Source organism: Microbulbifer sp. CAU 1566, from assembly GCF_023156515.1.
Taxonomy (GTDB): domain Bacteria; phylum Pseudomonadota; class Gammaproteobacteria; order Pseudomonadales; family Cellvibrionaceae; genus Microbulbifer.
The window spans coordinates 663,819-684,147 of record NZ_JALNMG010000002.1; the positions used below are offsets into that span (position 1 = coordinate 663,819).

Sequence of the window (20,329 nt, forward strand, 5' to 3'; positions counted from 1 at the left end):
TTTTCAGGCTCAATGTGAAGCAATTTGATTGTTGCGGGTTACCCGCCAGAGTCGAAACCCTTATAGATAAAGGGCTTCAGAGAAGATGGCGGTGAGGGAGGGATTCGAACCCTCGATGCCTTTCGACATACACACTTTCCAGGCGTGCTCCTTCGGCCACTCGGACACCTCACCAAATTGTCTTGCTAATCAGTAACATAGCGCCCCGATCAGCGAGCGCGAACTTTACAGAATGCCGGCGGCGGGTGCAAGTCTATTTCGAAAATTTTCCCGCCACAGGCCTGTGCTGGTGTTTTATTCGCCGCGCCAGTTCGCGAAAAAATCTTCCACCTTCAGGTCAGGTGCCGGTCGCGGCGCCTTTTGCGGAGTACCCATATAGATGAAACCGCTGATTTCTTCGTTGTCTGCCAGGCCCAGTGACTGGGCGACCGTGCGGTTTTCCGCCAGAACCCCGGTGCGCCAGTAGGCACCAACGCCCTGGGCAAAGGCGGCGGTCAGCATGGCCTGGACGGCACCAGCGGTGGACATCCGCTGCTCTTCAAACGGGACTTTGGGGTGCTCTTGCAGCCGGGTGATGGCAACCAGTAACAGCGGTGCGCGCAGTGGCATGGCCAGGGTTCGCTCGCGCTGAGCATCCGCCAGAGGGGCCTCGGCCTCGCTGGCCTTGAGATAGATTTCCCCCAGACGGTTCCGCGCTTCCCCTTCTATCACTAGAAAACGCCAGGGACGCAGATTGCCGTGGTCGGCGGCGCGCAGGGCGGCGCGGAAAATATTCTGGCGCTGCAGGGAGTTGGGGGCCGGCTCGGTCAGAACACCTGTTGATACCCGGTTATGCAATGCGTCCAGCGCGTCCATTTTTGACTCCTGATTCTGTTATTCGCCACCACTGAGCCGATGATTCTCGACCGGTGGGAAGGAAGCCGGCGATTCTACCCTAATCAACACCTCTAAATCGCGAGATCCTCAGATGGACGATTGTTCAATTTTAGAACTTCGTCCTCTTTAGTCGTCGCTTTAAACAGTTCTTGAGGGTAAACTTTGCGCCTGTCCGTGACACAAGCCTCGTTTATGCAGAAACAGTTCGCAGGCTTGGGTCAATCGGCACAGATTGGGGCAAGAATTAAACAACAAGCGCCCAAGCTGACCAATGTGCCCCTAGTTAGTGGGCATACACGAACCGATACCGATAAGATCCAGCGTTCATGCAGAATCAGCCTGAAGAATCCAGCGGCCGCCAGACAGACTCTCGCTATCCGCTCTATTTTCGCGCCCTGATCTGTTTTGCAGCCTCTGGCACGCTGCTGAACAGTATTCAGTGGTCCGCCCTGTTTACTCAGGACACCCTGCTCCAGTTGGGCATGGCGATTCTGCTACTGGCCTACATCCCGATTGCCTACCAGATCTCCCGCCGCGGTGACTCAGACAATGCCGGGCAGATACGCCGCTGGCTTTCGTTTACCGACGCCCTGCTGATCGGCATGTCCATGGCCATGGCCAACTTCAGTATTTTGCCCAGCCTGCTGTTCCTGACCATGGTGCAGTTCAATGCCCTCACCCAGGGGGGCGGTCGCTGCTGGTTCGAACACAACACCGCGATGCTGCTAGGGGTTGGCATCGGCTACCTGCTCCACCGCCCGGCACTGGTGGTAAATGCCGACCTCAATATCAGCGCTGCCAGCCTGATCGGCGTTTTCACCTACTTCTGTGCCTACGCGGTTTACACCCACAACCAGCTGGCAAAACTCAAGTCCGACAACGCACAGTTGCAGCAGGAACAGCGCATTGCCAACCTGGCCAGTTACAAGCTCTCACGTTACCTGCCCAAGCGCCTGTGGCGCGCGGTCACTACCGGCCGGGAAAAAGAGATCGTTACCGAGCGCAAACTGCTCACGGTGTTCTTTTCCGATATCAAAGACTTCAGTCAGCTGACCGAAGAGATGGAGGCGGAAACCCTTACCCGCCTGCTGAACAACTACCTCACCGAAATGTCACGTATCGTTGCCCACTACGGCGGCACCATTGACAAATTTATTGGTGATGCGGTGATGGTGGTGTTCGGGGATGATGTGAGCAAAGGCCCCAAATCCGATGCCCTGCGCTGTGTGGCCATGGCCCTGGCCATGCGCAAACGGGTGCGGGAAATGATGCAGGAATGGTACGACCAGGGGATCTCTCACCCGCTGCAGATCCGCATGGGCATCAATACCGGATACTGCACCGTCGGGGTTTTCGGCACTGCGGATCACCAGACCTACACCGTGATGGGCACCCATGTAAACCTGGCCGCGCGCCTGGAAAGTGCCGCAGAACCGGGCGAGGTTCTGATCAGCCATGAAACCTGGGCCATGATCAAACAGACAGTCATGTGCCGAGACAAAGGCCACGTCAGCGTGAAAGGTTTCAGTACACCGGTGAAGGTTTACTCGGTCACTGACCTGCGCAAAAACCTCGGCGGCCAGCAGAGTTACCTGGAAGAGCATGCCCCGGGCTTTGCCATGCACCTGGATTTGGACAAGATCCGTAATTACGACAAAGACAAGGTACTGCAGGCGCTGCGCAAGGCGGAAGCGCGCTTGAAGAGTAAAGTCATCATTTAAGACTGCCTGCCCTGCCCGGTTAGATTCAATAAACCGGAAAGCGATCCGACCCAGCGGGTCGGTCGCTTCAACATTCATCAGCAGAGAATATCAACGAGCGATCGCAGCGCGTAGCTCATCTACCGCACGACGCAGCCCTTCAATTTCCTGGTCTTTCTGGTCCAGCTCCTGCTCCAGTGAATCACTGCGGCTCTTCAGCGCCTTGATCGCGGCCAGTGCAACACCGTTGACATCAGAGGCAGAAATCACCCCATCCTTGTCGCCGTTCAGGCCAAACTGCTTGTGGAAGTCTTCCGCCATGGGGCCGATGTGACGGATGGATTCAGGATCGCGGTTGTAGTTCCAGGACAGTACATCCAACTGGTCCACTTTCGCGAGGATTTCATCGGCATTCACATTGGCAAAATTCGCTTTCGCCGCACGGCTGGAGGTGTAGGTTATACCATTCGCTACCAGGTTTCCCTGAATCGTTAGTGTTCCGGTTTTGTCCAGCGACATTTCCGACACATCACTGATACCGGTATTGGCAAAATTCACCTGAAATTCATTGGCGCTACTGGCAAGGTCAATACTGTCCAGCGGTGTGGTAAGACGCATTGCGGTGTAATTTACCGCATTGGTATTTTCAACTTCCATGCGCGGCTCGTACTGATCGGTGTTTTCCTTGATATACACCTTGTTGCCGAAATAGACATAGTTCGGCTGGATGTAGAGGGAATCGGTAGGCGAGTACGGCTTTACCCGGAATGGCAGCTTGCTACCGGTAGTTGCATCGCGGAGAAAGAAGTTGGCCTCATTGCCGACAATATCCCAGCGCTGGGCAGACCATCCAGAGGACCCATCCTGCTCCAGGCGAATCGAAGGGCTATCACCAGACACCGCGTGCATGCTCACTTCTGGAGAGTCGGTACCGAAACCCACCATGCCGGCACTGTCGACCACGAGCGTATTAGATTTCGCCCCGGCCTCGATCCTGAACGGTGTCTTGCCTGCCGTCGAGTCTTCAATCGTAAAATGACTGTCACCGCCGGTATTGGTGTCATTGACAACGATGCGCCAGTCATTTTTGGGGAAATTAGCGGATCCGCTGGTATCATCGAAATGAATACGAAGGTTATTTTCTTTCAGGCGAAAAGTATCGAAGCCAAAAGCGTCGGCAGCAGCACAATCCCCACCCACACATTCACTTCCCTGAACATGTACATCTTCAGAAAAAACCTTGGTCGCATTTGCAGCAGAAGCGGTTGAAGCCAGTGCAATCGCCAGGCAGAGACGACTTACATTCGTTTTAATTTTCATTACAGTACTCTTGATAGTTAGCTGATGATAGTTAGCTATTGAATAAAATTTTTTTGATTATTGATTAACAGTAGAAATATGGTTGTCAGTGACTTGAAAAGTGCCACTAACCACTTTTTGTAATACCTGGCCAGGCACTGAGTCTGGCTGGCGGCCGTTCTCTGTATTCCGCGCCTCTGGCACCACGACACTTTGTACACCGGCCTTACTGTAGACTTGGAAGCTGTAGACTCCATCTGGAATATCACCTTCAAAATCAAAGTACGGATTGTCCGATGTGTAGGAAAACCCTCCCGGCCCATGGATTTCAAACACGTCGCCGGCGGAATTGATATAAATCACGCTACCGTCAAGCGTCACCTGTGTTTTTTGCACAACCGATGCCGAGGATTCCAGATCCTCCTGTGCGACCAACCCGACATGGGCGAACACCAGGACGGCAAAGCCAATCGCCTTCCATTTTTCATGCATAGTTTTTTCTCCTTATGCAAACGACTTCTAAAAAATTATTTTATTCACACCACTCAGCTACTTTCGATGAATGATGTCGTGACTGTTCGTGTGAAATATTGAAATACTGATAAAAAGGTGACCTGCTTCCAACAGCGCACAACCCAATCACCTTTATTCAGGACATAGAAACCCCCTCGACTGTGTATTTCACTACTCGAGTAATTTAATTAAGGAATGTGGAAGAAATTTGAGGATTTCTAGAATCTGAACTACCGGCGATTCATCGCCTCAAACTGAATTTCCACAGCTCGTCCGGACGAGCTGTGGTATCGCCATGTGCTGCACTAAGGTACGGTGTATTCCAGATCACCACCGTTTATCGATTCGGTGTCTATCGTTAGTTCATCACCCGTACTTATTTGCACAACCTGGACACTACTTAGCCCTACTGTAAAAGTCTTGACTACCGGCTCTGGTGTTGGCGTCGGCTCCTCGGTGCCATTATCTCCGGTGCCGTCATCGACGGAATTGTTACCACCACCGCCACCGCAACCGGCAAGTACTGCCAGAGCGAAAAAGGTAAACAGTGCGACTGCTGTGCGCTTGTAGCTTGAACGCATTTCTTGCCTCTTATGAATTCGGGAATGTGGATCCATTCTGGCCTATCCGGGCCCACACCATTGGCTGAATAAAAAGAGGAAGCCAGTTGGGGGACTGACTTCCCAAAGGGGTTGGAAATCCCACTAAAATTGATAGGTCAACAGGAATCGACGTTCACCACTCTGCAGTTGGATGGCTTCCGGCAAGTTGAATGTCAAAGCCTCGTCGTCCCGGGTATAACTTCCGCTGACCAGCAGCTCATCCGCTTCCGCTTGACCATTGCTATTGCTGTCCAGATACAGTTTCACCGAGCTGACATCAGCGCCCTCCTCCAGGTCGCCACTGGTCTGGAATGAAAGCACAGACACCTCGGCATCGGAGGAATCACTCTCCAGCGTAAAGGCGAGTACCACTTTTTCCCCATCACCCGCTGTAAAGCTGGCAGTGCTTAAGGGAAGCGCGCTGACAGTCACCGTAGGGGCAACTGTATTCAAGGTACCCACCGCACCCGGATCGACAACGATGCCATTGGCCGTACCATCGGCATCATTGGGGCCACCATCTTCAATAGTGAGCTGTACGCAATAGTGACCTTCACTGAGCCCCGGCTCGTATTCCTCGCTTCCCGGTGCCGGGCAGACACCCAGCGCTCCCGGTGCGGAGGCGATGGCGTTTTCGGTATCTTCAGTAAAGGCTACCCACCCAATGCCCTGCTGGTACTTCAGGTACTGCGCATCGGCGAGTAGCGCCGAGGTTTGCGGCAGCACTACTCGGGTACTAGCTCCCGCTGCAACCCCGCGTATTTCGAAGTCGAAAATACCATGCAGGAACTGATAATTACTGGTGTCAGCCAGGCCTTCCGCATACAGCCCGTCAATGTCATCCAGACTGATCAGCGCGATGCCATAGCCAGCCACATAGGCGCTATTACCCAGTACCAGGGTTGTACCGCTGTCACCCTCCATCAGGGAACCGAGGCCATCTGTGGGTAGAAGATTTGCCGTGGAATTTGCATCGAGATAGTCCGGCACCCGGTCACCGTCACCATCCCCAAATCCTTCTTCGGCATCGCTCAGACCATCCCCGTCAGAATCCGCGCTGTCACTCAATTGCGGCATCGCCTCCTGAATGCTGAACAGCAGGGTTGTGCTGGCTGATGCACCGGCGGTATCCGTCACGGAAAGCGCCACCGTAAACAGGCCAGAAAGCCCAGAGGGATCGAAAGTGAAGCTTTCACTGTTGTAACCGTTGGTCGGCGCCAGGTTATCGCTGCTCCAGGTATAGCGGTGGCTATCAGACGGATTGGGATCCTCAACACCCGCAATAACCGTTGCCATTCCGCCATCGGCAAAAACGGTTGCCACGGAATAATTGCCCTGCACCAGCTCAATGGAAACCGCAGGTGCCACATTATCTTCTGTCAGGGTAATCGTTTGCTCAATGCTGCTACCCAGTGCCGCATTGGATGCGTGACCGAGTGTTACAACAATATTTTCTTCACCCTCAAAGCTGGTGTCGGCCACCGTACTGAACGCCATAGTACCCGTCAGGCCAGCGTCAATTTCCAGGGCGCCGGACACCAGATCATGATCACTGCTATCCGCACTGCCACTGATGACAAAAGCTACCGTTACCGGATACTCAACGGGTGCGCCGTTCAAGCTGAACTCGATGACTCCAGTGGATCCCTCCTCCAACGTTTGCGCAGCGGCAATACTTACCAACGGAATCACGTCGACAATCTGCTCGGCCGTTACGCTGTTACCGGCGGCGTCGCTCGCACGCCAGGTAATGGTGTGACGGCCAGGAACAAAGGGACCGTAGTCATCCGCTGTCGCGACCAGACTGCCGTCTTTGGCATCTTCTGCCGTCGCACTACCGATATCGACTGATGTCGTTGCGCCGCTAGACACCACTTCAATATCGCCAGGCACGCTCAATACCGGCGGGACATCGTCCTGGTCGACGCGAGTGTCTGCCAGATATTCATCGAGATTGCTGACACCATCTCCGTCCAGGTCACCCTCGGCATCACTCGGGTCATTGATATCCAGGCCGTACTCCACTTCAAAGCTGTCGCTCATGCCATCGTTGTCACTATCCGCATCGTCACCACTAGGTGTGGTATCGCTGTTGTCTCCGGTACCGTCATTGTCCGTATCCACAGACTCATTGGGGTCTTGCGGGAAGGCGTCACTGTTGTCACCAACACCATCGTTATCGGAATCTGTGGTTTCTTCAGGATCGTTGGGGAATTCATCCGTGTTATCGCCCACACCATCTTCGTCCGCATCGGCGGTTTCCGATGCATCTTCCGGAAAGGCATCGACCGAATCGTCGACACCGTCGTTGTCAAAATCCGCCGGGTAGGCATCGTCGCCATCCAGTGATCCGTCGCCATCGGTATCCCGGTACACGACGCCATTCAGCAGCAAACCCGGAAGCTGTGTGTCACCACCGAAATCCCAGTAATCGTTACCACTGCCGTCTTCAAGGTCGGCCCAGCCACTGTAGAGGGTACTGGCATCCTCGGAACAGGCAGTGTCGTCAGCCAGAACCGGGCACTTCAAAATCGCGCGGCTGAATCCACTCTCGGTATCGGTAACGTCTGCCCAGTAATTAGCGATGTACGAGTTAGCCGAACCGCTGTTGTCGTCGGCCACCAAAGCGCCGCTGGTACCGCCAGAAACAAGAGCGATGACATAGTTGGCGGTGATGGTCAGATTTGCACTGTCACCAACAAGACCACCGGCATTACCATCGGAGGTCACGGAACCAGTGACGAAGCTGCCCGTAATGGTTGCGTAGTCGTAGGCACGACCGGCCAGGCCGCCGGCACTGTCTGTGGAAAATACATCGCCGGTAAAGAAGCTCGCGGTAATACCGCCAGATTCACTGGAGCCGAAGATACCGCCCACATACTGTTCACCACTGACGGAGCCTGTGGCATAGCTGGCGGTGACCGCTACCTGACTACCGGATCCAATCAACCCACCGACACCCTGTCCTCCGGTGATCGACATCCGTTCGCCGGTCAAACCGATATTGCGGATGTCGGCGTTTTCCGCCGCACCAAACAGACCGACACCATTCGTTTCCGCACGATCAATGTAGAGATTGGCAATGGTGTGGCCGTTTCCGTCGAAGTCTGCGGAATAGCGGTCGTCGGCGGTACCGATAGGCTCCCATCCTGCACCATCATTCCAGTAGCTATCACCAGCATCGATGACGCCATCGGTGTTGGTATCGAAGTCCAGGCTGCTGGTCAGCTCATAGCCTCGACAGGCAGTGACGGTGTCACCATCGCCACAGCCGAGGAGGTTATCGCTGCTACCGTCGTTGTAGGCGCTACCGGTGAGGTTGTTACGGATATTGTCCAGCTCTTCGAGCGAGCCGATTTCGATCAGGCCATCACCGTCGACGTCCACATCCGTGTTATCGCCGGTACCATCGCTATCGCTGTCGCTGGTTTCGGTTTCGTCGTAGGGGAACGCATCGGACGCGTCCTCTACCCCGTCGTTATCGTCATCGCTATCGGCATTGTCACCGGTGCCATCGCCATCATTGTCGGCAGTCTCGGATGCATCGTAGGGGAAGGCATCACTGGCATCTTCCACGCCGTCGTTATCGTCATCGGTATCGGCATTGTCACCGGTACCGTCGCTGTCATTGTCGGCGCTTTCAGTTTCATCGAAAGGGAAAGCATCCAGCGCATCTTCAACGCCGTCGTTGTCGTCGTCGGTGTCGGCATTGTCACCGGTGCCATCGCCATCATGGTCGCTAGATTCCGTCGCGTCGTAGGGGAAGACATCACTGGTATCTTCTACGCCGTCGTTATCGTCATCGGTATCGGCGTTGTCACCGGTACCGTCGCTGTCGTTATCGGCGCTTTCGGTTTCATCGAAGGGAAAGGCATCCAGCGCATCTTCAACGCCGTCGTTGTCGTCGTCGGTGTCGGCATTGTCACCTATGCCATCACCGTCGTTATCTGACGTTTCGGAATCGTCATAGGGGAAGGCGTCGGAGGTATCCTCGACTCCATCGTTATCATCATCGCTATCGGCGTTGTCGCCAATGCCATCGCCATCACTGTCGACAGATTCAGTGGGGTTGTACGGGAAGGCATCCAGCGCATCTTCTACGCCGTCGTTATCGTCGTCGGTATCCGCATTATCACCAGTGCCATCGCCATCGGCATCCGCCGATTCGGTTTCATCAAAGGGGAAAGCGTCGGACGTGTCATCGACACCGTCGTTGTCATCGTCGGTATCCGCATTGTCGCCGGTACCGTCGCTGTCATTGTCGGCGTTTTCTGTTTCGTCGAAGGGAAAGGCATCCAGCGCATCTTCTACGCCATCGTTGTCGTCGTCGGTATCCGCGTTGTCACCGGTACCATCGCCGTCATTGTCGGCGCTTTCTGTCTCATCAAACGGGAAAGCATCCAGCGCATCTTCAACGCCGTCGTTGTCGTCATCGGTATCGGCATTGTCACCGGTGCCATCGCCATCATGGTCGCTAGATTCCGTCTCATCGAACGGGAAAGCATCAGACGCATCCTCTACACCGTCGTTGTCATCATCGGTATCGGCGTTGTCACCGATGCCGTCACCATCGTTGTCTGCGGACTCGGTATCGTCATAGGGAAACGCATCACTGTCGTTTTCCACATCATCGCCATCGATGTCGCTATCGTATGGATCGTATTCGCCATCACCATCGGTGTCGCGAAAGGTCAGGCCGCCAATGATCGATACCGGATACTGGCTGCTGCTGCCGAAATCCCAGCGGCCGGTGGACCAGCCGGAGTAGACCGATGTCCCACAGGTGCCATCCCCCGGTGACGTCGGGCACTTCAGTTCCGACGACGTGAGGCCAGAACCGTAATCACCAGCGCTGCTACTTTGCCCCGTTGTTTCCGTGTCCCAGTAGATTCGGGTCACGCTGATTAAGGAATCGGTGTAGCCCACCAAACCGCCCGAATCACTGCTACCGGATACGCTGCCGCGGGCGTAAAGACGCTGCATGGTGGCATCGGCGTAGAGACCGCCCATCAGGCCACCTACATACTGGCCCCCGGACACACTGTTACCGGCATAGCTGTCCCGCAGTGTCAGGGCGTCGGCAACGTAGCCGATCAGACCGCCCGAGTGATTGCCACCGGACACACTGCCGCGCGCAAAAGTTCGATCGATCTGGCTACCGGAGGAGGATGCCAAATAGCCGATCAGTGCCCCGGCGTTATCACCAGTTGTGGTAATCGTGGCATCGACATAGCTATCGCTCAATGTAACTGAGGTCGACCAGCCCACAAGGCCGCCGAGATTGCTGCTGCCGCCGGAAACACTACCGGTAAATACACCGCTATCCAGCGTACCTCCCGCATAGTTCCACTGGCCGAAGAGGCCACCGGCACTACCAGAGGAGGTTACGGTCGCATCCACCGAGCAACTGTCTGCACTGCTTAACCAGGCCACCCCGGCCAAACCACCGACAAGGCTACTACCGCTGACACTGCCACTGAAACTACAGTCGCTCAGTGTCGAATCAACCTGGGAAAATCCAAAGAGAGCACCGGTAAAATAGTTACCGGTCACACTGCCGGTAACATGGATATTGCGCAGAGTAGCGCCATTGATCGACGCAAACAGGCCCACAGCATTGGTGCTGCCGCGGTTGATAAAAAGGTTTTTTATGGTGTAACCGTTGCCATCAAAGGTTGCGGTGAAGGGGCTGGCCTGACTGCCGATCGGCTCCCAGCCGCTGCCGCTGTTCCAGTAACTGTCTTTATTGGTAATGCTGCCATCACCACTGGTGTCGAAATCCAGATCCGTCGTCAACTCAAAGCCATTACAGCCAGAAGCGGGACAGCCACTACTACTGTTGTAGAGCTTAGTTCCATCGAGGTGATCGCGGATTTCGTAGAGATCCGCCAGGTCGTTGATCTCGATCAGACCATCGTTATCCAGGTCATAGTCCGAGCGGCCACTTTCAGCCTGGGCCTGCCCCAGCGACAGTAAAAAAGCAGCCGCGAGCATTCCCTTGAGAACAAACTTTCCGGTAATCACATGTTTCAACGACATTGGCCAATAGCTCATTGTTTTGGTGTTGCTTCTATCTAGTTTTTACGCGTAGCAGATAAACAGGAGAGCCTGATATTGCTCATTACTCTCCGGGCACAATAGATACATACGTAAGTTGAGGTTCAATCCCCTCAAAAACTAACGAACAAATGTGAGAAAAAATTGAGGAATCACAGACTCACACCAAACCAGAACCAAATGTTTTCGGTGAGCAACACCTGAAACCGCCAGAGAAAGAGCATTTTTTAAACGATTCTTTGGTTTTTGAAGCGTTTTTCAGGCAACTGAAACAATCAAACTTGAGCTGCCGGCAGGGAACGGGTGAAATAGCGCACTACTTTGACAGGGACCATGGCAGGGACGACCATGTTTAAAAAAATCTCCCACAAACTTGTGGCTACCTTTCTGCTTGTGGGGCTTGTTACTGCAACCGTTATCTACACCAGCGGATACTTCGCGGTGCGCTCAGGCCTCGGTGGCATCAGCGAACAACTGCATAACAATCACCTCCAGGGTATCGCCAGCCGGGTCGGCAGGCTCCATGAACAACGAGGCGGTTGGCATACACTGCTGGCAAACGACCTCTGGTTGCGCAGCCTGTTTCCCGTACAGGGTGAGGGGCCCAGCCGGCCTCCGACTCGCTTTCAGGGTAATAGAGAAGAGTCACCGGGCCGCCCAGCAGGTATGAGAGCTGGGCCGCGCCGCCCTCCTCCCTTCCCAAATATCCGACTACTGGACGCCAACGGGCGTGTACTCAACGAAGGCGGACCATTTCCTGCCGACGTATCCTTTCCCATGGTTCCCATTTACTCGCGGGGGGAACTGGTTGGCTACCTGGGCTTCCCCGCTGGCAGAGAGCTGCGAAAAGCCGTCACCACCGGATTTACCAAGGCGGCCCTGTGGACCATGCTCGCTGGCGCCGTCATGGCAGCACTGGTAGCCATGAGCGTTGCTTTGTTGCTCGCTCGACGGCTATTGCGGCCGGTAACTGAAGTGTCCGACAAGGTGCACAAGCTCGCCGGTGGTGACTTCAGCCAGCGCGCCCGCATTTACGGTGATGATGAGCTCGCGGTTCTCGCCGAAGATGTCAACTTTCTGGCCAATGCCCTGGAAAAGAACCAGCAGGCACGCCAGTGCTGGATCAACGATATGGCCCACGAGCTGCGCACACCTCTTACTGTACTGAGCGCCGAGGTAGAGTCGGCCCAATACGGCATCCAGGGCTCATCGGAAGATATGCTCGAATCCATGGGCGAGGAGATTGATCAGCTCAACACCCTCATCAATGATCTGCGCACCCTGGCCCAGTCCGATATGGGCGGCCTCTCTTTCCAGCGCACCCAGATATCCGCAAAGCAGTTCTTTGGCGACTATGCGCAAAAAGCCGCAGGCAAGCTGCAACCCCACGCTCTCCAACTGGACACAAGCTTCGAGATTGACCACAAGCTCAACCTCTTCGCCGACAGAGGTCGCCTGAGGCAGCTGCTGGATAACCTCCTGCAAAATAGCCAACGCTATACCGACCCTGGTGGCAAAGTAACGCTATCCCTTCAGCAGAATGAGCGACAGCTAGTCGTGCGCTGGCAAGACAGCGCACCCGGCGTACCCCCCGAGAGCCTGCCGAAACTGTTCGATCGCCTCTATCGAGTAGAAGAATCCAGAAACCGCGCAACCGGAGGGTCCGGTCTCGGCTTATCCATCTGCAAAAATATTGTCGAAGCGCAAGACGGCACTATCGAAGCGGACCACAGTGAACTTGGAGGCCTGGCGATCACCTGCCGACTGCCTCTGGCGACCTGAAGGTATTCGCACACAGAGCAAGAAAGGCAGAGAGAAAACATATGAACAACAGGGAAAGTAATCGGGGATCCACGGACCATGACTGAATCGGCAAATTTACTGATCGTCGAAGACGAAACAAAAGTGGCTCGCCTGCTGAAAAATTTTCTGCAGGCACAGGGACACAAATGCTCTGTGGTGGAACGTGGTGACCTGGTGATGGACTGGCTGAAAAGCAATCGCGCCGATGTGATTTTGCTGGACGTGATGTTGCCCGGCCTGGACGGAATGGCGGTATGCCGCGCGATACGCGAATACTCCACCGTCCCGATCATCATGCTCACCGCGCGCGTCGAGGAAGTGGATCAGCTGCTGGGGCTGGAGCTGGGTGCAGACGACTATATCTGCAAGCCGTTCAACATGAAGAATGTAGCGGCCCGGGTGTCGGCGCTATTGCGACGTATCCAGTTCGAATCCGACAAAGAAGAACAGGCACTGGAAGCGGAACTCCCTGAAAATGACAATCGCCTGTTGTTACGTGGACAGCCAGTGGAGCTGACGGCAACCGAGTACCGGATTCTGCGCCCGCTCTACAAAAATAAAGGCCGTATCTACACCCGCGCGCAACTGCTGGACCTTGCCTACAGTGATGACCGGGACGTGACCGAGCGCTCGATCGACACGCACATAAAGTCGATACGCAAAAAAATCGCCAACGTTATGCCTGAACTGGATTTAATACATTCTATCTATGCAATGGGGTACAAGTGGGAAGGTTGAGCGGCTGCTGAAACGCGCCCCCTCTGGTGAGAGGTAGGAATGTGCCGCTAACAATATGCCGCCAAGAATGTGACGGCGCCAAAAAAATAATCAGCCGATTACTGGCGAGCAAAGCGCCCGGGGAAAACAATCTCGCCGGTAGAGGTCCGCAACGGGTTGATATCCAACCCTCCCCGACGGGTATAGCGGGCACAAACGGTCAGGTATTCAAAATCCGCCAGCTGCTGCAGATCGCAGTAGATGCGCTCCACGCAGTGCTCGTGAAAGTCCTGATGCTCCCGGAATGAAATGATATAGGCAAGCAGCGCCTGCTGATCCAGGGCCGGCCCCGCATACTCGATGCTTACTGTCGCCCAATCCGGCTGCCCTGTAACCGGGCAATTGCTTCTCAGCAGGTGGCTATAGAGGGTTTCTGCAACGGTTTCACCGTCATTCACCAGCTTCAAGAGACCGGCATCCGGCTGATATTGCCGGGCCTCAATATCCTGGTGGTCAACACAGGTGCCCGCCGGCGCGTGCACCGCAAGCTCCGGGCTCTCCACATCAAATAGAGTTACCGCCACATCACTGCCCGCTGCGGTACTCAGATCCTGCTCCAATAATCGGCACACCGCCTCCCGGGATTCAAACTCGCTCTGGTTGAGGGAATTCAGGTACAGCTTGAAAGACTTGGATTCGATCATGAAGGGGCTGGATGCCGCAAAGCGGAAACGGGCCACAGCAACCTGGGGAACCCCTTTCAGGTTTAACCAGGAAAGCTCAAACCCCCACCACTCATCGGCGCCACTAAACGGCAAGGCCTCCCCATCCAACCCAAGTTGCGCGCGGGAAACAGCGCGCGGGATGGGGTGCAGCAATGCAGGATTGTATTTGGACTCGTAGCGGGTCTCCTGCCCCAGCGGCAGGTTCTGCCAGTCTTCTCTGTTCATACCTTCATCCAGCGTAGATAAGCATCCAATTCGATCGATCAATGACGCAGCCGTTTGCCGTGGCGCATCAAGTGCAGTGCCCACCCGGACAGCAGTGCAATAAACACCAGTACACCGGCAAAGGCCCAGCCCACACTGATATCAGACACGCCGAGCACGCCATAACGGAAGGCATTCACCATATAAAGAATAGGGTTCAGCTTTGACAACGCCTGCCAGAAAGGTGACAGCAGCTCAATGGAATAAAAGACCCCACCGAGATACGTCAGCGGCGTTAGCACAAAGGTCGGGATAATCGAAATATCATCAAAACTGTTGGCAAAAATCGCGTTGATAAAACCGGCCAGGGCAAACAGTACCGACGTCAGGAACACGATCAGGATGGTGATACCAATATGCTGAACCTGCAGCGAGGTAAATACCATTGCGATCAGGGTGACAATCAACCCCACAATCAGCCCCCGTGCCACACCGCCCAGCACATAGCCGGCCATGATCACCCAGTTAGGTGTGGGTGATACCAGTAACTCCTCAACACTGCGCTGAAACTTGGCACTGTAAAATGAGGAGACCACGTTGCCGTAGGAGTTGGTGATGACTGCCATCATGATCAGGCCGGGCACCACAAACTCCATATAGGAATAGCCGCCCATCTCGCCGATACGCTTGCCAATCAGCGAACCGAAAATCACAAAGTAGAGAGACATGGTGATCACCGGCGGCACCAGGGTCTGCGGCCAGATCCGGGTGAAGCGCCGCACCTCGCGCCGGAAAATGGTCGAGAAGGCTGTCCAGATTAATTGCGGGCTCATGGCTTGGCCTCCCCGTCCTCGGCTTGCGGCTTGTTGTCAGCCAACAGTGATACAAACAATTCTTCCAGGCGATTGGCGCGGTTGCGCATACTGGTCACGGCAATATTCTGCGCACTCAGCTGCGTAAACAGGTCACTCAAGGACTGCCCCTTTTCAATGGTTACCTCCAGGCTGTGCTCGTCCAGCAGGCGCCCGTCAAAGTCACCGAAATCGGGGGCTGAGGCCAAAACGTCACGGGTATCCAGAATAAACACCTCTCGGCTCAGGGTTTTGAGCAGGGACTTGATGGAGGTGTTTTCGACAATATCGCCCTTATCGATAATGGCGATATTGCGGCACAGGCTTTCCGCCTCTTCCAGGTAATGGGTGGTGAGAATAATGGTGGTGCCCTGCGCGTTGATCTCCTGCAAAAACTCCCACATAGAGCGGCGCAGCTCGATATCCACCCCGGCGGTGGGCTCATCGAGAATCAACAGTTTGGGCTCGTGCAGTAACGCCCGGGCAATCATCAGGCGGCGTTTCATACCGCCAGACAGCATACGCGCCTGGGTAGTGCGCTTGTCCCAGAGCCCCAGTTTGCGCAGGTATTTCTCGGTGCGCTCTTCTGCCAGTTTGCGCGGCATACCGTAAAAGCCGCCCTGGGTGCAGACGATATCGAACACCTTCTCAAACTGGCTGAAATTGAACTCCTGAGGCACTACACCCAACATCTGTTTGGCCGCGGGGAAGTTCTGATCGATATCAATGCCGAAAATCGACACGCTGCCGCCGGTTTTGCGGACCAGCGAACACAGAATACCGATGGTAGTGGATTTGCCCGCGCCGTTAGGCCCGAGCAGTGCAAAGAAGTCACCAGGCTGCACATCAAAGCTGATGCCCTTGAGCGCCTCAAAGCCGTTGTCGTAGGTTTTCTGGAGGTCACGTATGGAGAGTGCGGCAGTCGTCATATTTACCAACTGTGTCATTCCGGGAGTCATCACTCCGGGTAAAGTCATTGCGGGAGCGTTATTCAACGCCCCGGAGCCCGACAATTCAACCGGCAATCCGGCGACTTTCCGCCAATGCGGGACGGAGGGAATCATCTGCGCCAAAAAACAGGCAAAAAAAAGCCGCTCATTGAGCGGCTTTAAAAATTGGAGCGGGAAACCGGGTTCGAACCGGCGACCTCAACCTTGGCAAGGTTGCGCTCTACCAACTGAGCTATTCCCGCCTTTTCTGTCCCGGGGTCGCAGTCGCGACCCCAGCGAAATGGCATCCCCAAGGGGAGTCGAACCCCTGTTACCGCCGTGAAAGGGCGGTGTCCTAGGCCTCTAGACGATGGGGACATAGAACATTCCCAACCTCTGTGAGATTGGGTTTGGCAATCCGGAGTCAATCTTGCGATATTTCCGCCTTGCCTGCTCACCCGCTATTGCCGGCGAACAAGAAATTGGAGCGGGAAACCGGGTTCGAACCGGCGACCTCAACCTTGGCAAGGTTGCGCTCTACCAACTGAGCTATTCCCGCGTGGCATCCCCAAGGGGAGTCGAACCCCTGTTACCGCCGTGAAAGGGCGGTGTCCTAGGCCTCTAGACGATGGGGACCCAGAATCCTTCTTGGCGTTCCTCACTGCGTTTCGGCAAGTGCGTAGTGCGTCGAAGTGGGGCGCATTCTATGGAGACCCCCGGGGGCTGTCAACACTTCGATGTAAAAAAATTTAAGAATTTTTCCTTTGCATACAGACACTTACCGAAACCCCGCAACAGAGCGCGACAAACTGGTCAATCCACAGGCAGGTGCCGGATGAAGATCGGCGTGCCAGTATATAACCGGGTGATCACTGGCGCTCCGCGCGCTTCTTCATCTTCTTCAGAAAAACACGGATTCGCTGGCCATTGCTGCCGAGATCCGCGGCCCGGGCACGAGAAGCTGAACGGACGTCCACCTTAACCCCCTGCCCCTCTTTCTGGACCCTGACGACCACATCTTCGGTAAACCCGAGTACCGGCGTGCGCGCCACCGCTTCCAGGCGCCCTTTGTTGGGGCTTTTTGCCACCACCCGCCAGCCGAGCTTCTGCGCTACCTCCGCCGCCAGCTCGGTTGCCTCAGGCACGCTCAAATTAAGCTGCAACGGCTGGATATCCTCGTAAAGCGGCGAATTGCGCTGCTGGCTGGCGACCGCTTCGCCGGCGTACTCCGCACTGTTGTCGCCCGGTCCACGCAGGGACAGGATGGCCTCAAATGCCGGAGGTTCCTTCATATCCGTGGAGATATCGTGAATGGCAGGCGCACGAAAATTGTGCTCTCCCACCAGCAAGAGCGGGATGGCCACGGGTATAGCCCCCAGGATCGTCGCCCAGAGCGCCGCACGGCGGGCCTCCGGGTGCCGCGTTACCAGGCCCCAGATAAACACCAGGATGGACCCCAGTGCCACCGCTACCGCCGCCAGCCCGGCGTACTTGAACACCTCAAAGGCCGTCAAATAGTGCAGCAACCCGAGCCTGACGGCGGCAACCGCCAGGGCAATGACCGCGAGCAGCAGCCACTGAATGCGATAGAGCCAGCGGCTCGAATGGCGCTTGCGGCCTGATCGAATCATTTGCTTCCTCCAGTGGCACGGGCAGTCGTTCGAGCAGTCATCCAGGCAGTCTTCGGCCTGTTAAACCGAACAGTCAGTCCGGGTCGTGTTTTACCGACAGTGAATTAACACAATAGCGCAGCCCCGTATCCGTTGGGCCATCGGGGAATACGTGCCCCAGGTGACTGCCACAGCTGGCACACAGGATTTCTGTTCGCACCATGCCAAGACTGTGATCCGGGCGCTCTTCCACGGCGCCCGCCCCGGCAGCGGCATCAAAACTCGGCCAGCCACAGCTGGACTCAAACTTGGACTCCGACGCGAACAACACTTCACCGCAGCAGCGGCAGAGGTATTTGCCATCCTCGAAAGTGGCCCAGTATTCACCGGTGAAGGGGCGCTCGGTTCCGCCCTCCCGGCAGACATGAAATTCTTCTTCCGTCAGGCGCTCGCGCCAGTAGTTATCGTCTTTTTCTTTTGACATACTGTGACTCCTTTTTCGCCAGATTAAGTCAGTATCCAGCGGCATTACCCTGCCCGGCCCAACACTTAGCGGCAGCACCTTTGAGTATCCCCGGTGCCAGAAACGACCGCGCCCGGTTCAGGCAACCGCGAGCCCGGAAGCTAACCCGATTCCACAACTGATAGCAAAGCTTACTCATTGCAATGCGCCAGTTAGAAGAATTTGCCCATAAGTTTGTCTTCAGCAAGGCGTCCAAAGCATGACGCCACCTTTACCCCCTGAAGACGCCAGTAGAAGTACGCAACGATGAAGGATATTCACAAGTCAGAGAAACTCCACGGTGTCTGCTACGAAATCCGCGGCCCGGTAATGGAGCAGGCAACCCGAATGGAGGAAGAAGGCCACCGGATCATGAAGCTGAATATCGGCAATCCGGCCCCCTTCGGCTTTGACGCACCAGATGAAATCCTGCAGGACGTGATTTACAACCTGTCCCAAGCGCAGGGCTATGTGGAATCCAAGGGCCTGTTTGCCGCCCGCAAAGCGATTGTGCACGAGTGCCAGAACCTCGGCGTGCCGGGCGTGGATATCGACGATATCTACCTGGGTAACGGCGTCTCCGAGCTGATTTCCATGTCCACCCAGGCACTGCTGAACAACGGCGACGAAATGCTGTTGCCGATGCCCAACTACCCGCTGTGGATGGCAGCCACCAATCTCACCGGCGCCAAGCCAGTGCTCTACCGCTGCGATGAACAGGCGGGCTGGTTGCCGGATATCGACGACATCAAATCCAAGATCACCCCACGCACCCGCGGCATTGTTGTCATCAACCCAAACAATCCCACCGGGGCGGTTTACCCGAAAGCACTGCTGGAGCAGATCGTCGAAGTTGCGCGCCAGCACAACCTGGTCATTTTTGCCGACGAGATCTACAGCAAAATCCTCTACGACGATGCCGTCTTCACCCCTATGGCCACCCTGGCCGAAGACGTGCTGTGCCTGAGCTTCAACGGCCTCTCCAAGTCCTACCGCCTGGCGGGCTTCCGCTCCGGCTGGATGATCGTAAGCGGTGCCAAGCATCGGGCACGGGGCTTTATCGAGGGAATGGATATCCTCTCGTCCATGCGCCTGTGCGGCAATGTGCCGGCGATGTTCGCGGTACAGACGGCTCTCGGCGGTTACCAGAGCATCAAGGATCTGGTGCTACCCGGCGGCCGCCTGCGTCAGCAGCGCGACCTGGCCTACCGGATGCTGAACGACATTCCCGGTGTCAGCTGCACCAAGCCCGAAGGCGCCATTTACCTGTTCCCGCGCATTGATCTCGATCGTCACAAGATCGATAGTGACGAGAAATTTGTTCTGGAGTTTTTGCGCCAGGAAAAAATCCTGCTGGTACAGGGCAGCGCCTTCCACTGGGATGCGCCAGACCACCTGCGCATTGTCTTCCTGCCCAGAGCCGACGACCTTTCCCACGCAATCGAGCGCCTGGGCAACTTCCTCGAGCGCTACACTCGCTAACGATCAGGAATTCAATGCTCGACGACTTGCACATCCACGATTTCTACCGCGACGCGGGGCGGATACTGCTGGCACTTTTCCAGCAATTTCCCGCCCCCGCGACCATCTATGTAGAAGACATTGCCGGCCCGGATACGCCCGATGAGTTCGGCCTACACTCCCCCCGCCACCTCGCCTGCCTGGGCGCCATGACCTGGCTAAAGGAGTGCGGCTATATCAATTTTTCCCAGCTGGTGCGGCAGGAAGCGGTGGAGGAAGCCACCCTCTCCCACCGCAGCTTTATGCTGCTGGTGAGCCGGGGGGCGGACGGTGTCAGTAATGCAGAAAAGTTGGACCGTGTCGTGCGAGGAGGGTCTTCGCCGCAACTTGAGGAATTGATGGTTCATTTGATGGCGCAGCTCAATGCTTGAGCCAAGCACTCTGGCACACTTCGAAAGCTGGCCCGGGGGCGGGCGAGCA

General features: G+C 55.7%; 15 protein-coding genes and 5 tRNA genes. 5 read left to right on the forward strand and 15 right to left on the reverse strand.

Features of this window, described 5'->3' with window-relative positions; translation table 11 throughout:
• Window positions 1–86: 86 nt before the first annotated feature.
• Together M0G74_RS08005 and M0G74_RS08010 are read right to left on the reverse strand one after the other, a co-directional pair.
• Window positions 87–174, reverse strand: a tRNA-Ser gene (locus M0G74_RS08005).
• 120 nt (window positions 175–294) lie between these two features.
• A complete protein-coding gene (locus M0G74_RS08010; protein ID WP_248216016.1) occupies window positions 295–855 on the reverse strand; it encodes a nitroreductase family protein in 561 nt (186 codons plus the stop codon).
• 347 nt (window positions 856–1,202) lie between these two features.
• Here M0G74_RS08010 and M0G74_RS08015 point away from each other — a divergent pair, with 347 nt between their 5' ends.
• Window positions 1,203–2,597: an adenylate/guanylate cyclase domain-containing protein gene (locus M0G74_RS08015; protein WP_248216018.1), complete on the forward strand. Its 1,395-nt coding sequence runs from the start codon at window positions 1,203–1,205 to the stop codon at window positions 2,595–2,597.
• Window positions 2,598–2,687: 90 nt separating this feature from the next.
• Here the strand turns inward: M0G74_RS08015 and M0G74_RS08020 are convergent, their stop codons facing one another.
• From M0G74_RS08020 to M0G74_RS08035, 4 genes are all read right to left on the reverse strand, one after another.
• Window positions 2,688–3,896, reverse strand: a complete 1,209-nt coding sequence (locus tag M0G74_RS08020; protein WP_248216020.1) for a tail fiber domain-containing protein — start codon at window positions 3,894–3,896, stop codon at window positions 2,688–2,690.
• Between the two features lie 57 nt (window positions 3,897–3,953).
• A complete protein-coding gene (locus M0G74_RS08025; RefSeq protein WP_248216022.1) occupies window positions 3,954–4,367 on the reverse strand; it encodes a hypothetical protein in 414 nt (137 codons plus the stop codon).
• Window positions 4,368–4,693: 326 nt separating this feature from the next.
• Window positions 4,694–4,969 (reverse strand): hypothetical protein, encoded by a 276-nt coding sequence (locus M0G74_RS08030; protein WP_248216025.1) that lies wholly within the window; start codon window positions 4,967–4,969, stop codon window positions 4,694–4,696.
• 123 nt (window positions 4,970–5,092) lie between these two features.
• Complete coding sequence (locus M0G74_RS08035; RefSeq protein ID WP_248216027.1) at window positions 5,093–11,029, reverse strand: thrombospondin type 3 repeat-containing protein; 5,937 nt, start codon at window positions 11,027–11,029, stop codon at window positions 5,093–5,095.
• A gap of 366 nt (window positions 11,030–11,395) precedes the next feature.
• Here M0G74_RS08035 and M0G74_RS08040 point away from each other — a divergent pair, with 366 nt between their 5' ends.
• Both M0G74_RS08040 and M0G74_RS08045 read left to right on the forward strand, forming a co-directional pair.
• Window positions 11,396–12,829, forward strand: a complete 1,434-nt coding sequence (locus M0G74_RS08040) for an ATP-binding protein (protein ID WP_248216029.1) — start codon at window positions 11,396–11,398, stop codon at window positions 12,827–12,829.
• A 78-nt stretch (window positions 12,830–12,907) separates the two neighbouring features.
• A complete protein-coding gene (locus tag M0G74_RS08045) occupies window positions 12,908–13,588 on the forward strand; it encodes a response regulator (protein ID WP_248216031.1) in 681 nt (226 codons plus the stop codon).
• A gap of 98 nt (window positions 13,589–13,686) precedes the next feature.
• Here M0G74_RS08045 and queF read toward each other — a convergent pair whose 3' ends face one another.
• The 9 genes from queF to msrB all read right to left on the reverse strand — a co-directional run bounded on the left by queF (window position 13,687) and on the right by msrB (window position 18,370).
• A complete protein-coding gene (queF, locus tag M0G74_RS08050; RefSeq protein ID WP_248216034.1) occupies window positions 13,687–14,517 on the reverse strand; it encodes an NADPH-dependent 7-cyano-7-deazaguanine reductase QueF in 831 nt (276 codons plus the stop codon).
• A 38-nt stretch (window positions 14,518–14,555) separates the two neighbouring features.
• Window positions 14,556–15,329: an ABC transporter permease gene (locus M0G74_RS08055; RefSeq protein WP_248216037.1), complete on the reverse strand. Its 774-nt coding sequence runs from the start codon at window positions 15,327–15,329 to the stop codon at window positions 14,556–14,558.
• Window positions 15,326–16,294: an ABC transporter ATP-binding protein gene (locus tag M0G74_RS08060; protein ID WP_248216040.1), complete on the reverse strand. Its 969-nt coding sequence runs from the start codon at window positions 16,292–16,294 to the stop codon at window positions 15,326–15,328. Before M0G74_RS08060 ends, M0G74_RS08055 begins: the two co-directional genes overlap by 4 nt.
• Before the next feature lie 169 nt (window positions 16,295–16,463).
• A tRNA-Gly gene (locus M0G74_RS08065) sits at window positions 16,464–16,539 on the reverse strand.
• Window positions 16,540–16,578: 39 nt separating this feature from the next.
• A tRNA-Glu gene (locus M0G74_RS08070) sits at window positions 16,579–16,654 on the reverse strand.
• A 105-nt stretch (window positions 16,655–16,759) separates the two neighbouring features.
• Window positions 16,760–16,835 (reverse strand) — tRNA-Gly (locus M0G74_RS08075).
• A 1-nt stretch (window position 16,836) separates the two neighbouring features.
• Window positions 16,837–16,912: transfer RNA gene (locus M0G74_RS08080), tRNA-Glu, on the reverse strand.
• A gap of 233 nt (window positions 16,913–17,145) precedes the next feature.
• Complete coding sequence (locus tag M0G74_RS08085) at window positions 17,146–17,907, reverse strand: DUF1499 domain-containing protein (protein ID WP_248216042.1); 762 nt, start codon at window positions 17,905–17,907, stop codon at window positions 17,146–17,148.
• A 73-nt stretch (window positions 17,908–17,980) separates the two neighbouring features.
• On the reverse strand, window positions 17,981–18,370 hold the full coding sequence (gene msrB / locus M0G74_RS08090; protein WP_248216045.1) for a peptide-methionine (R)-S-oxide reductase MsrB: 390 nt from the start codon (window positions 18,368–18,370) through the stop codon (window positions 17,981–17,983).
• A 285-nt stretch (window positions 18,371–18,655) separates the two neighbouring features.
• Here msrB and M0G74_RS08095 point away from each other — a divergent pair, with 285 nt between their 5' ends.
• A complete protein-coding gene (locus tag M0G74_RS08095) occupies window positions 18,656–19,870 on the forward strand; it encodes a pyridoxal phosphate-dependent aminotransferase (RefSeq protein ID WP_248216047.1) in 1,215 nt (404 codons plus the stop codon).
• A 14-nt stretch (window positions 19,871–19,884) separates the two neighbouring features.
• The gene (locus M0G74_RS08100; RefSeq protein WP_248216048.1) at window positions 19,885–20,280 is read left to right on the forward strand and encodes a hypothetical protein; all 396 of its coding nucleotides are present in this window, start codon (window positions 19,885–19,887) and stop codon (window positions 20,278–20,280) included.
• The last annotated feature ends 49 nt before the right edge of the window (window positions 20,281–20,329 follow it).

What these genes read in the sequence shown, in the direction of transcription:
- msrB (WP_248216045.1), bottom strand. Translation starts at nt 18,370, where the DNA reads ATGTCAAAAGAAAAAGACGATAACTACTGGCGCGAGCGCCTGACGGAA.
- queF (WP_248216034.1), bottom strand. Translation starts at nt 14,517, where the DNA reads ATGAACAGAGAAGACTGGCAGAACCTGCCGCTGGGGCAGGAGACCCGC.
- M0G74_RS08020 (WP_248216020.1), bottom strand. Translation starts at nt 3,896, where the DNA reads ATGAAAATTAAAACGAATGTAAGTCGTCTCTGCCTGGCGATTGCACTG.
- M0G74_RS08030 (WP_248216025.1), bottom strand. Translation starts at nt 4,969, where the DNA reads ATGCGTTCAAGCTACAAGCGCACAGCAGTCGCACTGTTTACCTTTTTC.
- M0G74_RS08055 (WP_248216037.1), bottom strand. Translation starts at nt 15,329, where the DNA reads ATGAGCCCGCAATTAATCTGGACAGCCTTCTCGACCATTTTCCGGCGC.
- M0G74_RS08010 (WP_248216016.1), bottom strand. Translation starts at nt 855, where the DNA reads ATGGACGCGCTGGACGCATTGCATAACCGGGTATCAACAGGTGTTCTG.
- M0G74_RS08060 (WP_248216040.1), bottom strand. Translation starts at nt 16,294, where the DNA reads ATGACACAGTTGGTAAATATGACGACTGCCGCACTCTCCATACGTGAC.
- M0G74_RS08015 (WP_248216018.1), top strand. Translation starts at nt 1,203, where the DNA reads ATGCAGAATCAGCCTGAAGAATCCAGCGGCCGCCAGACAGACTCTCGC.
- M0G74_RS08095 (WP_248216047.1), top strand. Translation starts at nt 18,656, where the DNA reads ATGAAGGATATTCACAAGTCAGAGAAACTCCACGGTGTCTGCTACGAA.
- M0G74_RS08100 (WP_248216048.1), top strand. Translation starts at nt 19,885, where the DNA reads ATGCTCGACGACTTGCACATCCACGATTTCTACCGCGACGCGGGGCGG.
- M0G74_RS08040 (WP_248216029.1), top strand. Translation starts at nt 11,396, where the DNA reads ATGTTTAAAAAAATCTCCCACAAACTTGTGGCTACCTTTCTGCTTGTG.
- M0G74_RS08025 (WP_248216022.1), bottom strand. Translation starts at nt 4,367, where the DNA reads ATGCATGAAAAATGGAAGGCGATTGGCTTTGCCGTCCTGGTGTTCGCC.
- M0G74_RS08085 (WP_248216042.1), bottom strand. Translation starts at nt 17,907, where the DNA reads ATGATTCGATCAGGCCGCAAGCGCCATTCGAGCCGCTGGCTCTATCGC.
- M0G74_RS08045 (WP_248216031.1), top strand. Translation starts at nt 12,908, where the DNA reads ATGACTGAATCGGCAAATTTACTGATCGTCGAAGACGAAACAAAAGTG.
- M0G74_RS08035 (WP_248216027.1), bottom strand. Translation starts at nt 11,029, where the DNA reads ATGTCGTTGAAACATGTGATTACCGGAAAGTTTGTTCTCAAGGGAATG.